This window comes from Arthrobacter sp. B055-34, assembly GCF_059090425.1.
In genome coordinates this window covers 90,067-103,578 of the sequence record NZ_JBNHFQ010000006.1, presented here as the reverse complement: position 1 = coordinate 103,578, position 13,512 = coordinate 90,067, and the positions used below count along the sequence as shown (strand labels likewise).

The 13,512-nt window shown below is 65.8% G+C and carries 10 protein-coding genes; 8 read left to right on the top strand and 2 right to left on the bottom strand.

Annotation, left to right across the window (positions count from 1 at the left end):
* Nucleotides 1-170: 170 nt before the first annotated feature.
* The 4 genes from lpdA to AC5RWO_RS12930 all read left to right on the top strand — a co-directional run bounded on the left by lpdA (nt 171) and on the right by AC5RWO_RS12930 (nt 4,609).
* Complete coding sequence (gene lpdA / locus AC5RWO_RS12945) at nt 171-1,553, top strand: dihydrolipoyl dehydrogenase (protein WP_498731802.1); 1,383 nt, start codon at nt 171-173, stop codon at nt 1,551-1,553.
* A 119-nt stretch (nt 1,554-1,672) separates the two neighbouring features.
* Nucleotides 1,673-3,427: a 2-oxoglutarate dehydrogenase, E2 component, dihydrolipoamide succinyltransferase gene (sucB, locus tag AC5RWO_RS12940; protein WP_498731800.1), complete on the top strand. Its 1,755-nt coding sequence runs from the start codon at nt 1,673-1,675 to the stop codon at nt 3,425-3,427.
* Between the two features lie 174 nt (nt 3,428-3,601).
* Nucleotides 3,602-3,961 carry a hypothetical protein gene (locus AC5RWO_RS12935; RefSeq protein WP_498731799.1) on the top strand — a complete coding sequence of 120 codons (360 nt, stop codon included), beginning with the start codon at nt 3,602-3,604 and terminating at the stop codon, nt 3,959-3,961.
* 216 nt (nt 3,962-4,177) lie between these two features.
* Nucleotides 4,178-4,609, top strand: a complete 432-nt coding sequence (locus AC5RWO_RS12930) for an OsmC family peroxiredoxin (RefSeq protein ID WP_074702582.1) — start codon at nt 4,178-4,180, stop codon at nt 4,607-4,609.
* A 76-nt stretch (nt 4,610-4,685) separates the two neighbouring features.
* Here the strand turns inward: AC5RWO_RS12930 and AC5RWO_RS12925 are convergent, their stop codons facing one another.
* Nucleotides 4,686-8,150: a S41 family peptidase gene (locus tag AC5RWO_RS12925; protein ID WP_498731798.1), complete on the bottom strand. Its 3,465-nt coding sequence runs from the start codon at nt 8,148-8,150 to the stop codon at nt 4,686-4,688.
* A 91-nt stretch (nt 8,151-8,241) separates the two neighbouring features.
* On the opposite strand from AC5RWO_RS12925, the gene AC5RWO_RS12920 reads away from it, so the two are divergent.
* Nucleotides 8,242-9,144: a TIGR01777 family oxidoreductase gene (locus tag AC5RWO_RS12920; RefSeq protein WP_498731797.1), complete on the top strand. Its 903-nt coding sequence runs from the start codon at nt 8,242-8,244 to the stop codon at nt 9,142-9,144.
* A 20-nt stretch (nt 9,145-9,164) separates the two neighbouring features.
* On the opposite strand, the gene AC5RWO_RS12915 is transcribed toward AC5RWO_RS12920, so the two are convergent.
* The gene (locus AC5RWO_RS12915; protein WP_498731796.1) at nt 9,165-10,781 is read right to left on the bottom strand and encodes a serine/threonine-protein kinase; all 1,617 of its coding nucleotides are present in this window, start codon (nt 10,779-10,781) and stop codon (nt 9,165-9,167) included.
* Nucleotides 10,782-10,885: 104 nt separating this feature from the next.
* Between AC5RWO_RS12915 and lipB the strand changes: the two genes are divergently transcribed.
* The 3 genes from lipB to AC5RWO_RS12900 all read left to right on the top strand — a co-directional run bounded on the left by lipB (nt 10,886) and on the right by AC5RWO_RS12900 (nt 13,486).
* On the top strand, nt 10,886-11,599 hold the full coding sequence (gene lipB, locus AC5RWO_RS12910) for a lipoyl(octanoyl) transferase LipB (RefSeq protein ID WP_498731794.1): 714 nt from the start codon (nt 10,886-10,888) through the stop codon (nt 11,597-11,599).
* On the top strand, nt 11,596-12,609 hold the full coding sequence (gene lipA, locus AC5RWO_RS12905; protein WP_498731793.1) for a lipoyl synthase: 1,014 nt from the start codon (nt 11,596-11,598) through the stop codon (nt 12,607-12,609). The genes lipB and lipA overlap by 4 nt, the downstream gene beginning before the upstream one ends.
* Before the next feature lie 118 nt (nt 12,610-12,727).
* Nucleotides 12,728-13,486 carry a DUF4191 domain-containing protein gene (locus tag AC5RWO_RS12900; protein ID WP_498731792.1) on the top strand — a complete coding sequence of 253 codons (759 nt, stop codon included), beginning with the start codon at nt 12,728-12,730 and terminating at the stop codon, nt 13,484-13,486.
* Nucleotides 13,487-13,512 lie beyond the last annotated feature (26 nt).

Sequence of the window (13,512 nt, the reverse complement as noted above, 5' to 3'; positions counted from 1 at the left end):
CAATCACATGGTGGAGTGAATCCGCGCACATTGTGGTCCGGATTCACCTTCACCGAGTAGATGATGGTAGCTGGGTGACGCTAAGGTGATCAGAAAACACCTAGAAATCACTTCACCCAATCAAAGTCGACGTGCGGACGCACGTCCTGACACCCCGAGGGAGCGTTCACGTGGCCGATTCGGCAACTGCGCAAGAATTCGACATCCTGGTACTCGGCGGCGGCAGCGGTGGATATGCCGCCGCTTTGCGTGCCGTACAGCTGGGTTTCACGGTAGGCCTGGTTGAAAAGGGCAAGCTGGGTGGCACCTGCCTGCACTGGGGCTGCATCCCGACGAAGGCGATGCTGCACGCGGCCGAACTGGCCGATCATGCCCGCGATTCCGCCAAGTACGGCGTGAACGTGACCCTGGATTCGATTGATATGGGTGCGGTCAAGGCTTACAAGGACGGCGTCGTTGCCGGCAAATTCAAGGGCTTGAGCGGACTCATCAAGATGAAGGGCATCACCGTCATTGAGGGTGAGGGCAAGCTCACCGGCAAGGACACCGTTGAGGTCAACGGCACGACCTACACCGGCAAGAACATCATCCTCGCCACCGGCTCCTACTCGAAGACACTGCCCGGCCTGGAAATCGGCGGCAAGGTCATCACCTCGGAGCAGGCCCTGGACATGACGGAACTGCCGAAGAAGGCAGTCATCCTCGGCGGCGGCGTCATCGGCGTCGAATTCGCATCGGTCTGGAAGTCGTTCGGCGTGGATGTCACGATCGTCGAAGGCCTGCCCTCGCTGGTTCCGAACGAGGACCCGTCGATCATCAAGGTCCTGGAGCGTTCCTTCAAGAAGCGCGGCATCAAGTCCAACACCGGCGTCTTCTTCGAAAAGGTCGAGCAGAACGACGACGGCGTTGTCGTCACCCTCGCCGACGGCAAGACTTTCGACGGCGACCTGCTGCTCGTGGCGGTTGGCCGCGGTGCCAGCACCTCGGGCCTGGGCTTCGAGGAAACCGGCCTGACCGTGGACCGCGGATTCGTCATCACCGACGAGCGCTGCCACACCGGCGTCGGCAACATCTACGCCGTCGGCGACATCGTTCCCGGTGTCCAACTGGCCCACCGCGGGTTCCAGCAGGGCATCTTCGTGGCCGAGGAAATCGCCGGCAACAACCCGGCGATCGTTGAAGACATCAACATTCCGAAGGTCACCTTCTGCGAGCCCGAGATCGCCTCCGTAGGGCTCAACCAGCCGCAGGCTGAAGAGAAGTTCGGCAAGGAGAACGTCGAAATCGCCGAGTACAACCTGGCCGGCAACGGCAAGAGCTCCATCCTCGGCACCAGCGGCATCATCAAGATGGTCCGCCAGAAGGATGGACCCATCGTCGGCATGCACATGATCGGCGGCCGCATCGGCGAGCAGATCGGTGAAGCGCAGCTGATCGTGAGCTGGGAAGCCTACCCCGAGGACGTCGCTGCCCTGATCCATGCACACCCGACCCAGAACGAGGCCCTCGGAGAGGCCGCCATGGCCCTCGCCGGCCGGCCGCTTCACGGTTAGCCAGACCCCCTGCTTGGTGCACTCCGTCCTGAGGCGGGGTGCACTATGCTCAAAACAAGATTCCCCAGCCCGACCAGAGCTGGACCGGAGAAAACAGATTTAAGGAGAACGGGGACGAAATGTCTGAAACCGTGAACTTGCCCGCCCTCGGTGAGAGTGTCACCGAAGGTACCGTTACCCGCTGGCTGAAGCAGGTCGGTGACCGGGTAGAAGTAGACGAGCCCCTGCTCGAAGTTTCCACCGACAAGGTTGATACCGAGATCCCGTCCCCGGTTGCGGGTGTCATCGAGGAAATCCTCGTCGCCGAAGACGAAACTGCCGACGTCGGCGCCGCGCTGGTCCGCATCGGCGACGGTTCAGGTTCCGGCGAGGCTGCCCCGGCCGAGGCTGCCCCGGCACAGGAAGCTCCGGCTCAGGAGGCTCCCGCGCAGGAAGCTCCCGCCGAAGAGGCTCCGAAGCAGGAAGCTCCGGCTGCCGAATCCGGCGCCAAGGGCACGTCCGGATCGGGCGAGGGCACCGAAGTTACGCTCCCCGCGCTGGGTGAGAGCGTCACCGAAGGCACCGTCACTCGTTGGCTGAAGCAGGTAGGCGAAGAGGTAGCCGTCGACGAACCGCTACTTGAGGTCTCCACGGACAAGGTCGATACCGAAATTCCCTCCCCGGTAGCCGGTACTCTGCAGGAGATCCGGGTGAATGAGGACGAGACCGCCGAGGTCGGCTCCGTCCTCGCCGTCATTGGCTCCGGCGCAGGTGCCCCCGCCGAGGCAGCTCCGACAGAGGCAGAGCCTGTTGCCGCCGCACCCGCACCGCAGCGCGAAGAGCCGGTCGAAAAGCCGGCTCCCGCCAAGGAAGAAGCTCCGGCCCAGCAGGCAGCGCCCCCCGCTCCTGAAAAGGCACCTGCAGCCCCCGCCCAGGCCGAGGCTGCGGAAGGTGCCGTCGCCTCCGACGCCGGTTACGTGACTCCGCTGGTGCGCAAGCTGGCCAACCAGCACAGCATCGACCTGTCCTCCGTGAAGGGCACCGGTGTCGGCGGACGCATCCGCAAGCAGGACGTGCTCTCCGCTGCCGAGGCAGCCAAGGCTCCTGCAGCGCAGGCCGCTCCGCCGGCAGGCAAGGCAGCGGCCCCCGCTCCGGCTGCCGCCGGTGCAGGCAAGCGCGGCACGGTGGAGAAGGCCCCGCGCATCCGCCAGGTCATTGCCCGCCGCATGCGCGAGTCGCTGGATGTTTCCACGCAGCTCACGCAGGTCCATGAAGTGGACATGACCAAGGTTGCCAAGCTTCGCGCCAAGGCCAAGAACTCCTTCCAGGAGCAGAACGGCGCCAAGCTGACCTTCCTGCCGTTCATCGCCAAGGCGGTCGCGGAAGCGCTCAAGCAGCACCCCAAGCTGAACGCTTCGTACGACGAAGAGAAGCAGGAAATCACCTACCACAACGCCGAGCACCTGGCGATTGCGGTGGACACCGACAAGGGTCTGCTCGTGCCGGTTATCAGCGACGCCGGAAACCTGAACCTGGCCGGTCTTGCCGGCAAGATCGCCGATGTTGCGGACCGCACGCGGACCAACAAGATCGGCCCGGACGAACTGTCCGGCGGCACGTTCAGCATCACCAACATCGGCAGCGTGGGTGCCCTGTTCGACACCCCGATCATCAACCAGCCGCAGGTAGGTATCCTCGGCACCGGCGCGATCGTCAAGCGCCCGGTTGTGGTCTCCGACGCGAACGGTGATGACTCGATCGCCATCCGCTCCATGATGTACCTGTCGCTGACCTACGATCACCGCCTGGTCGACGGCGCGGACGCAGGCCGCTTCCTGCAGACGCTGCGCACGCGCCTGGAAGAGGGCGCCTTCGAGGCCGACCTGGGCCTCTAACCAGATCCGGACAACGACGGCGGCGGGTGGCGTTCCAGCGAACGTCACCAGCCGCCGTCGTCGGCTTAACGGCACAGTTCCGACGGATTCTCGTACTACAGATCGTAGAAAAGTTAGCTCCTGCGGCTCCGTGGCGCGGCGTATTCCCTGCTCAGAGCCGATAAGCTAAATGTCATGGAGATCCTTTACAGCATTTTTGTCTTTCTGCACGTCGTAGGTGCGGCCATGATCGTGGGCATCTGGATCGGCAACATGAAGAAGCCGACCGTCCACCCGCGCCAGTTCGACGGCGCCATGCTCCAACTGATCACCGGCGTCATCATGATGGGCCTCATCCCGGCCATGCCCGATGACTTCACTGACCCCAACTACGTCAAGCTCGGCATCAAGCTCGTCATCGCCCTCGTTGTCGGTGTGCTGGCCTTCATCGGCCGCCGCAAGTACAAGGCCAATGAACCCATCTCAACCGGCCTGGCACATGCAGTGGGCGGTCTGGCCCTGCTCAATATCGCCCTCGCAACCCTCTGGAACTGATCCACGGGGTTTATCCAACGGCCGGCATCCCTCAGGGGTGCCGGCCGTTTGCATGCCGGTCGTAACTTTTTCCTTCCCCGTCGCCGCGTTCCAAGCCGGACGCAACGTGGTGGCAAACGATTCTGCCGCACCCTAGGATGAAGACGAAGGCACCGGCCAGTGGCCGCTGCCCGCACAGTAGGATCATCCGAATCAGTTCCGACCCAAGGAGTGCACATGGCTACAACCCGCTCGGCCCACACCGTATGGAAGGGCGACCTTTTCACCGGATCCGGCCAGACTTCCCTGGACACCTCCGGCCTCGGCACCTACGACGTGACGTGGGACGCCCGCGCGGAAAAGGCGGAAGGCAAGACCAGCCCGGAGGAACTGCTGGCCGCTGCCCACGCCACCTGCTACTCGATGCAGTTCAGCAACATGCTCAAGGAAAACGGCACTACCGCCGAGAGCATCAAGACGTCGGCCGCCGTTGACTTCGTACCGGGCACCGGGATCACCGAAATCCGTCTGACCGTGGACGCAACCGTCCCGGGCATCAGCAACGAAGACTTCCAGCGCCTGGCCACCGGCGCCAAGGATACCTGCCCGGTTTCGGGTGCACTGGCTTCGGTTCCCAGCATCACCGTCGAAGCCACTTTGGCCAGCTAGCCAGCTGCGACAGCAGTAACTGAAGGACCCCGGTGCGTAATCTGCACCGGGGTCCTTCACTGTTTCAGAGCGGCTATCAGCCGGCGTCCTGCGGGCGCCGCGGCAGCTTGCCTGGCCGCAGCGAACGGTATCCGGACAGCGCCGGCGGCCGGTCGGTCGGCAGTTCCTTCAACATCTCCTTGAGGATCCCCACGCCGTGCTCCAACTGCGGGTCCTCCCCCGCTGCGTAGGCGTGCGGCGGATACGGTACCTCGATGTCCGGTTCCACTCCGTAGTTCTCAACGCTCCAGCCCACATCCTGGGTGAACCAGAAGGCATACCGCGGCTGGGTGACACCGGTGCCGTCTGCCAGCGAGAACCGGCCGTCGATTCCCACTACGCCGCCCCACGTCCGTGTGCCGACCACCGGACCGATGCCTCGCAGCTTGGCGACCTGGGTAATGATGTCCCCGTCCGAACCGGCATATTCATCGGTCAGTAGAACGACGGGGCCTCGCGGGGCGTGGGCCGGATACGTTCCCGGCTGCTCGCCCCGGGCAAGGTTCCAGGCGGTCACCTTGCGTCCGATCAGCTCCGCCACGAGCTGGGAGGTATGCCCGCCCCGGTTGCTGCGTACATCGATGATCAGCGCGTCCCTGGTGGTCTCCACATCCAGGTCCCGGTGCAGCTGCGACCAGCCACGGGCCACCATGTCGGGGATGTGCAGGTAGCCGAAGCCGCCGCCGGAAGCTTCCCGCACGATCCGCCGGTTTCCGGCCACCCAGTTCTGGTACCGCAGCCGTTCTTCATCCGCTACCGGCACCACGGCGATCCGGCGCTGTTTGCCCGGTTCCCCCGCCTCGGGTCCGTTGATGATGGTCAGCTCCACCGTCTTGCCCGCGGCTCCCACCAGCAGCGGTCCCGGGCCGCTGCGCCGGTCCACCGGGATACCGTCCACAGCGGCGATGATGTCGCCGTTCCTGACCCCGGCACCGGGTGCATTCAGCGGGGAACGTGCCAACGGATCCGAGGACTCCCCGGCCAGGATTTTCTGCACGCTCCACCCGGCGTCCGTGCTGACGATATCCGCGCCGAGGAGCCCTTGCCTCCCGGCCCCGGGCTCCGTCACGGGCGCGGGAGTTACGTAGGCGTGCGACGTGCCCAGTTCGCCGTGGAGCTCCCACAGCAGGTCCACTAGGTCGTCGTGGGAGCCGAGGCGTTCCACCAACGGACGGTACTGCTGGTAGACCCCGTCCCAGTCGAGCCCGGCCATGTCCTCGGCCCAGAAGAAGTCCCGCTGCAGCCGCCAGGCTTCGTCGTAGGCCTGGCCCCACACCTTTAGCGGATCCAGCAGCAGGCGGATCCGGCTCAGGTCCACCTGGACGCTGTCCGGCGCGTCGTCTTCGACCTTGGCGGCCACCGGCACGGACCGGACCTGCTGTTTGTTCAAGTACACCAAATGCTTGCGGTCCCCGGACACGGCGTAGGATTCCAGCGCCGGTACCAAAACACTGACCTCGCGGCGTGAGATGTCGAACCGCTCCAGCCGGTTCGGCTGGTCCGGATCTTCCGCCGACGCCCGGCCCTCACCGGTGACGCCCGCAGCCTCCGTGGCCAGCCAGAGCAGCGCTCCGTCTACCGCGGCGAGGCTGCTGTAGCGGCCCTGCGGCACCGGGAGGGGAATGATCCGCTCCGGCAGCTGCAGCGGGTCGACAACCACGGGCGGAACTCCGGCCGGGGCATCGGGCTCTGTGCCGACCTCCGGTGCCGGCTCGGGGACAGTGCCGTGGACCGCCGGGCCGAAAGGCGACGGCGTCGCGGAGTCCAGCGCCACCAGGAAGGGTTTGGTGGACTGCGGAAAGCTCAGGTCGAAGCTGTGCGTGTCGTAAACCGGGTCGAAGCTGCGCTCCGAGAGGAACGCCGCGAATTTGCCGTCCGGGCTGAAGGCCGGCCCGTGGTCCCGGAAGCGCCCGTCGGTGATGTCCAGAACGCCGTCCCCACTGGAGGCGGTGACCTCTGCCAGCCTGAGTTTGGTCCGGCTGCCCTCGGACGATACGGGTTCGGTCCACATGAGCCACCGCGAATCGGGCGAAAAAACCACCTCGTTGATCGCGCCATGGCCGGTCGAGGCTACTTCGCGCAGCTCGCCGGATTCGGCCTCGAGCACCAAGAGCTGGCCGAATTCCGTCGCCACGGCCGCCAGCTTGCCATCGGGACTGGCGGATATGGTGCTCACGCGCGTGGGGGCGGCAAAGTCGATTCGTCGGGTGCCGCTGACGCGGCTGGCTGCCTGCTCTGTCGGGGTTCCGCCGTCGTTCGCTGTTTCATCCGTAGAAACGGACGACGACGACGGGGCCGCTGGCTGGGGGTTCGCCACCACGGCTGAGGCGGAGACCGGGCGGGGCAGGCCTGCGTCCGGTTCAGGCTCCGGCGTTTTGGGCTGCGCGGACTCCTCCATCGTGGCGGCCGGAAGGTCCTCGAAGACGCGGCGGAGGTAGAGCGCCTCGACGCCGTCGTGGTCTGCGGCGTAAATCACTGTGTCCGCACCGAGCGGACGGGCCAGCCTGGCACGGACGCCGGGGGTCGCTTCGACTACGCGCGAGGGGCCATCGCGGTGGGTGAGCCAGTGGATGGTGCCATGGCTTTCCACAACCGAGGCTGTCCCGTCATGGTTGGGAACAGCGGCGGCCAGGTGCCGGGCAACGTCCAGCGGCCGCGGACGGCGCGAGGTCGAAGCCGAACCAAGGCTGATGTCCAGCTTCTTGGGTTCATCGCCGAGCGATTCCACCAGCCACAGTTCGCCGGCGGATTCATACACAATCCGCTGCCCGTCGGTGGAGGCGTGGCGGACATAGAACTCCTCGTGATCGGTATGCCGGCGCAGGCCCGACCCGTCCGGCGCGACGGAGTAGAGGTTGCCGTAGCCTTCATGGTCGCTGAGGAAGGCGACGCGGCCGCCGATCCACATGGGGTCGGTCAGACTGCCGTCCAGGTCCGCCGCCAGACGCTGGAATTCGCCCGAACCGTCCCGGTCGATCCAGAGTTTGCCGGCGGTTCCGCCGCGGTAGCGCTTCCACCAGGCCGGCTCGCGGGAGAGCACGCTGCCGATCGCCACGGGACGCTCGTCACCGACGACCGGCCCGAAGGCAATCGAATCGACCGGACCGAACTTCAGTACCTTGGCGACGGAGCCGTCCAACGGCACCGCGTGCGCCCAGGTATGGCGGGATTCCTCCCGCTGGTGCGCGCTGGTCACGATGACGTCGCCGGTTGCGGTAAAGCCCTTGACCCGGGTGGAGGCATGGCCCCAGTAGGTCAGCTGCCTGAACCCGCCGCCATCCACGGCAGCTACGACAGCCTCGGGCGCGCTGCCCTGCACCACGCTCCACGCAATATGCCCGCCGTCGGGCGAGAAACGCGGGTTCCGGGCAGGAAGCCCCAGCGACGAAATCCGCCAGGCCCGGCCGCCCTGCAGCGGTGCCACCCACACATCGTCCTCGGCCACAAAGGTGACCAGCTCGGCGTGGATGTGCGGATAGCGGAAGTAACTCGATGAGGTCATGCTTCGATCTTAACCATCTCGCTGCGGCAGACAGGTCGGTGACTTGCCGCAGGCCGTTCCCCAACTGGTTATTCGATGATGTGATGGGCAGATGAAGATCCTCATTTCGGGCGCGTCCGGTCTGATCGGCAAGGCGCTGGCCGGACACCTGGTTTCCTCCGGGCACCGGGTCAGCCGGCTGGTCCGCCGCCCGCCGCGCGGCGAGGGTGAGTTCGAATGGGATCCGGCGGCCGGCCGTCTGGATCCGCGGGTGGTCGCGGGCCACGATGCCGTAGTCAATCTGTCCGGTTCACCGCTGCGGGCCCGGCCCTGGACCAGGTCATCGCGCGAGCAGCTGTATTCCTCCCGTGTTGCCAGCACCCGCACCCTCGCCGGAGCCATTAACCAACTGGAGAACCCTCCGAAGGTCTTTATCAGCCAATCCGGTTCCGGAATCTACGGGGACCGCGGCGATGAGGTCCTTACGGAAGCATCCGCAGCCGGCAGTTCGCCCGTGATGGCGGATGTCTGCCGGCGTTGGGAAGAGGCGGCGTTGCAGGCCTCGTCTCCGACCATCGTTACCCGTACCGGCGTGGTGCTGACACCCCATGGCGGAGCCCTGCCGCGGTTGCTGCTGCCGCTCAGATTGGGCCTGGGCGGCCCGCTCGGCACCGGTCGGCAATGGTGGCCGTGGATCACGCTGGCCGATGAAGTACGAGCCTTGGCCTTCCTGCTCGAATCGGGGCTGTCCGGCCCTGTGAATGTGTGCGCGCCCGTTCCGGCCCAGGTAGACCAACTGGTGTCCGTCCTGGCGGCCGAACTGCACCGGCCTGCGATGTTCCGCGTCCCGCAGGAAGTGATGACCACGGTTCTGCCCGGCTTGGCTGAGAACATCATCCTGGCGAGCCAACGCATGCTTCCGGAGCGTCTTGAGGCCGCGGGTTTCGAGTTCGGCCAGGCAAACCTGCAAGACGCTGCCCGTTGGATCCACGACGAGTTGGGCCGCCGCAGCTGAACCCGCCCGCACACGCCGCATCAGGCGCCGTCGCGGACTTCGCCAACCAGCCACCTGCCGTCCTGGCGTTCCAGCACCAGCACCAACTGCTGCCTCTTGCCCTCCGTCACAGACAGGACGAGGCCGCCGCTGGCGTCGCGCTGCTCAAAAGGTGAGGTGATGATTGTGGCTTCGACCACCGCCGAAGTCCCGGTACGGGACACCGTCCGCACCTCCTCCGCCTTGGCTGCGAGTCCGCTGAACCAGTGTTCCAGCGAGGCCAGCGTGGATATAACCTCGGTGTCCGCCGCCATCGGAGCGGATCCGACGACATTGACGTCGTCCAGCACGGACACGTCCCTGCTCCGCAGTGCTTCGGTACGCAACCAGGTCAAGGCGGCAACGGCAGCGGCCGGATCTTCCGCTGTAGCTGCCCGCCCCAGTTCATCAGGCAACGGCCGAGCCGTAGGCGGTCCGGTTGCATCGGCGGCCGCCCCGCCCGGCACCGCCGCTGCTGCGGCCTGCGCAGCAGCGTCTCCGGGTGTGTCAATTGCCTCGGACCCGACGAGGAGATTACCCGCGAAAACGGCCAACGCAAGGGCAATCGCCAAGGAGGCCGCAACAACGAGGACGCGGCCAAGGGGCGCCTTACCCTGACGGGTTGCGGCGCCGGCAGCACGCCGGACCGCCTGCGGCTTCCGCAGGCGGTCCGGTTTTTTTGCCGGCCGCGGCCCACGCCGCTTGGCTCCAAAGGCGGTCCGCTTCTTGCCGTCCCGGACAATCCGCCGGGTCAGCAGCTGCGGGGCCACCGACGGATGTACAGCGGCGGATAGGTCCACCGGTGCCGGGTCCGCGGTCCGGTAAACCCGGCGGGCAAACTCTTCCGCCTCCGGCCGTTGCTCGGCCCCATCCGCCAGTGCCGCTTCCAGCAACTCCACCAAGGGCAGCGGCACGTCCGGCACCATGACATTCAACGGCGGACGCTGGGCGGTGGCGGCCGGTACCCGTCCGGTGAGCATGAACCAGCCAAGGGCGGCCAACGCGTAGATGTCCGCCTCCGGCTCCAGCCGTTGCCCGACGTCGCCCCGCCTTGGCGATGGTGGACGGAATCCCTGCGTCCCGCCGTCGTCGGCCCGGTGGCTGCCGACCGCCCGGCCGATACCGAAGTCCGCCAGCAGCGGTTTGCCCATGGACGTGAAGAGGACGTTGCCGGGCGAAACGTCGCCATGCGTCCTGCCGCCCGCGTGCAGAAACGCCAGCGCCTGCGCGATCGGCGTCAGCACCGTAACCGTTTCGGCCACAGACAAGGGGCCCCGGGCGGCAATGACCGAAGCCACCGATCCACCCGCGGCGTATTCGAGCAGCAATCCCAGCCCGGCGTCCGTGTCCACCTTGCGGAAGACCTGCAACAGATGGTCGTGCCGCAGTCCGTCGGTCAGCAGCCGTTCCCGCTCCGCCTTCGGACGGGCATCGCCGCCGTTGGAATTGAAGACCTTCAGCGCATATTCGCGGCCGCCGGCCTCTTCCGCCACCAGCCACACGGCGGCCGAAGAGCCGCTGCCGAGCCAGCGTTGTACCCGGAATCCGGGTACCTGCGGCCGGGCCGGCTCATCCGCAGGGCTGCTGTCACCGGCTTGTGTCGGGTGCTGAAGCATCATGCTCCAGATTTACTACAGCCGCCGATCCGCTGCAGAAGTTATCCACAGCCAGGGGCCCTTCACACAAATGGAGCCACTACCGGCTCAAGGCGTAGGCTGTCGCCATGAGCCTTGAGTTTTCCCGGATAGGGTTTGCCCCCGACTTCGTCGACTACCAGGAGGGGTGGGACCTGCAGCGTCGAATCCACAGTGATGTGGTTGCCGGCACCGCTGCGGGCAAAGTCCTCCTGCTGGAACACAGCCCTGTTTACACGGCCGGCAAGCGGACCGAAGAACATGAGAAGCCGTTCGATGGCACGCCCATCATCAATGTGGACCGCGGCGGCAAGCTGACCTGGCACGGCCCGGGGCAGCTGGTTGGTTATCCGATCCTGGCCCTGCCGGATCCCACCAAGGTTGCCGACTACGTGGACATTCTGGAGCAGGTCCTGATCAACGTGCTCGCCGGCTTCGGCATCAACGGCTCCAGGATCGAAGGCCGCTCCGGTGTCTGGATCAAGGGCGACGGCGATCGGCAGGACCGCAAGATTGCCGCCGTCGGCATCCGGGTCAACCACCGCGTGACCATGCACGGCTTCGCCCTGAACTGCAATAATGATCTGGCCCCGTATGCGCAGATCATTGCCTGCGGCATCACCGACGCCGGCACCACCAGCATGAGTATAGAAGCCGGACGCAACATCTCCCCCGCCGATGTTGCCGGCCGGGTCGAAGAGGAACTGAACAAGTACGAGGCAGCGCTGGTTAAACCGGCCGGCCTGCCCGAGAATACCGCCAACACAGCTGGCACCAGCCAGCCCGAAGGAGCCCTGAAGTGACTCTCGCCCCCGAAGGACGGCGTCTGCTGCGCGTCGAAGCACGGAACGCGGCCACCCCGGTCGAGCGCAAGCCGGACTGGATCAAGGCCAAGGTCAACATCGGCCCCGAATACGTGAGCATGAAGAACCTGGTCAAGAAGGAAGGGCTGCACACGGTCTGCGAGGAAGCCGGCTGCCCGAACATCTTCGAGTGCTGGGAAGACCGCGAGGCCACCTTCCTCATCGGCGGGTCCGAATGCACCCGCCGTTGCGACTTCTGCCAGATCGACACCGGCAAGCCCTCCCCCATCGACATCCTGGAGCCCACCAAGGTGGCCCAGTCGGTCCAGCAGATGAACCTGCGCTACGCCACCGTCACCGGTGTGGCGCGCGACGATCTGGCCGACGAAGGCGTCTGGCTCTACGCGGAAACCATCCGCAAGATCCACGAGCTGAACCCGGGCACCGGCGTCGAAATCCTGATCCCGGACTTCTCCGGCAAGCCCGAGCACATCAGCGCCATCTGCGAGACCAAACCCGAGGTCTTTGCCCACAACGTGGAGACCGTGCCGCGCATCTTCAAGCGCATCCGCCCGGCCTTCCGCTACGAACGCTCCCTGGATGTCATCACCCAGGGCCAGCAGCACGGCATGGTCACCAAGTCCAACCTGATCCTGGGCATGGGCGAGACCCGCGAGGAAATCTCCGAGGCGCTGCGCGATCTGCACCAGGCCGGCTGCGACCTGATCACCATCACCCAGTACCTGCGCCCCACCGAACGCCACCACCCGGTTGAGCGCTGGGTCAAGCCCCAGGAATTCGTGGAGCTGCAGGAAGAGGCAATCGAGCTCGGCTTCCTCGGCGTCATGAGCGGCCCGCTGGTGCGTTCGTCCTACCGGGCCGGCCGCCTCTGGGCCACCGCGATGCGCAAGAAGGGACGGGAACTGCCCCCGGAACTCGCCCACATCGCCGAAGGCATCGAGGATTCCGGCGCCACCCGGCAGGAAGCCTCCAGCCTTATCTCCCGGTAACGCCGCCCGGCTGCAACTTTTCACCCGAGGGGGTCCGGACGCCGCAGCGCCGGGCCCTCTCGCTGTGCCCGCGCCTCGGCCAAAATTCCGGCCGGCTTCACGATAGAATTGAGTCATTATGGCCAATAGCACCGATTCCGACGCAAATACCAAGCGTGGTCTCTTCTCACGCAAGCCCAAAGCCGAGAAGCCTGCCAAGGCGAAAAAAGGCCCCGGGCGCCTGAAGCAGATCGGCCAGGTCTTCCAGATGACCCGGCGCAACGATCCCAACGTAGTCTGGCTCATGCTGCTGGCCTTCCTGGGCATCGTGGCCGTTGGCCTGCTCATCGGGTTCCTGATCAACAACTGGGTCACCCTGTTGATCATCTCCATCCCGCTGGGCCTGCTGGCGGCAACCTTCATCCTCTCCCGCCGTGCCGAACGCGCCGCCTTCGCCCAGATCGAGGGCCAGCCAGGTGCTTCCGGTGCCGCCCTGAGCGTGCTGCGCCGCGGCTGGATCCTGCAGGAACAGCCGGTGGCAGTCAACCCGCGGACCCAGGATGCAGTCTTCCGTGCGATCGGCCGCCCCGGCGTCATCCTCGTGACCGAAGGGCCTTCGAACCGCGTCAAGACCTTGGTGGACGCCGAACGCCGGAAGCTGAACCGCATCCTGCCCAACGTGAAGGTCCACGTCATCGAGACCGGCCGCGGCGAGGGCCAGGTTGAACTGAGCAAGGTAGCCAAGAAGGTCCAGAAGCTCAAGAAGGAACTGACCAAGCAGGAGGTGCATGCGGTGGATAAGCGCCTGCAGGCCCTCGGCAGCAATAAACTGCCCATCCCGAAGGGCGTTGATCCGTTCAAGGCCCGCCCGGACCGCAAGGCAATGCGCGGCCGCTGACCATACCAAGCCACTAACGACGGCGG

Bases quoted from the DNA above. Each gene is read 5' to 3' on its own strand.
- sucB (WP_498731800.1), top strand. From the start codon at position 1,673: ATGTCTGAAACCGTGAACTTGCCCGCCCTCGGTGAGAGTGTCACCGAA.
- AC5RWO_RS12935 (WP_498731799.1), top strand. From the start codon at position 3,602: ATGGAGATCCTTTACAGCATTTTTGTCTTTCTGCACGTCGTAGGTGCG.
- AC5RWO_RS12930 (WP_074702582.1), top strand. From the start codon at position 4,178: ATGGCTACAACCCGCTCGGCCCACACCGTATGGAAGGGCGACCTTTTC.
- AC5RWO_RS12920 (WP_498731797.1), top strand. From the start codon at position 8,242: ATGAAGATCCTCATTTCGGGCGCGTCCGGTCTGATCGGCAAGGCGCTG.
- AC5RWO_RS12925 (WP_498731798.1), bottom strand. From the start codon at position 8,150: ATGACCTCATCGAGTTACTTCCGCTATCCGCACATCCACGCCGAGCTG.
- AC5RWO_RS12915 (WP_498731796.1), bottom strand. From the start codon at position 10,781: ATGATGCTTCAGCACCCGACACAAGCCGGTGACAGCAGCCCTGCGGAT.
- lipB (WP_498731794.1), top strand. From the start codon at position 10,886: ATGAGCCTTGAGTTTTCCCGGATAGGGTTTGCCCCCGACTTCGTCGAC.
- AC5RWO_RS12900 (WP_498731792.1), top strand. From the start codon at position 12,728: ATGGCCAATAGCACCGATTCCGACGCAAATACCAAGCGTGGTCTCTTC.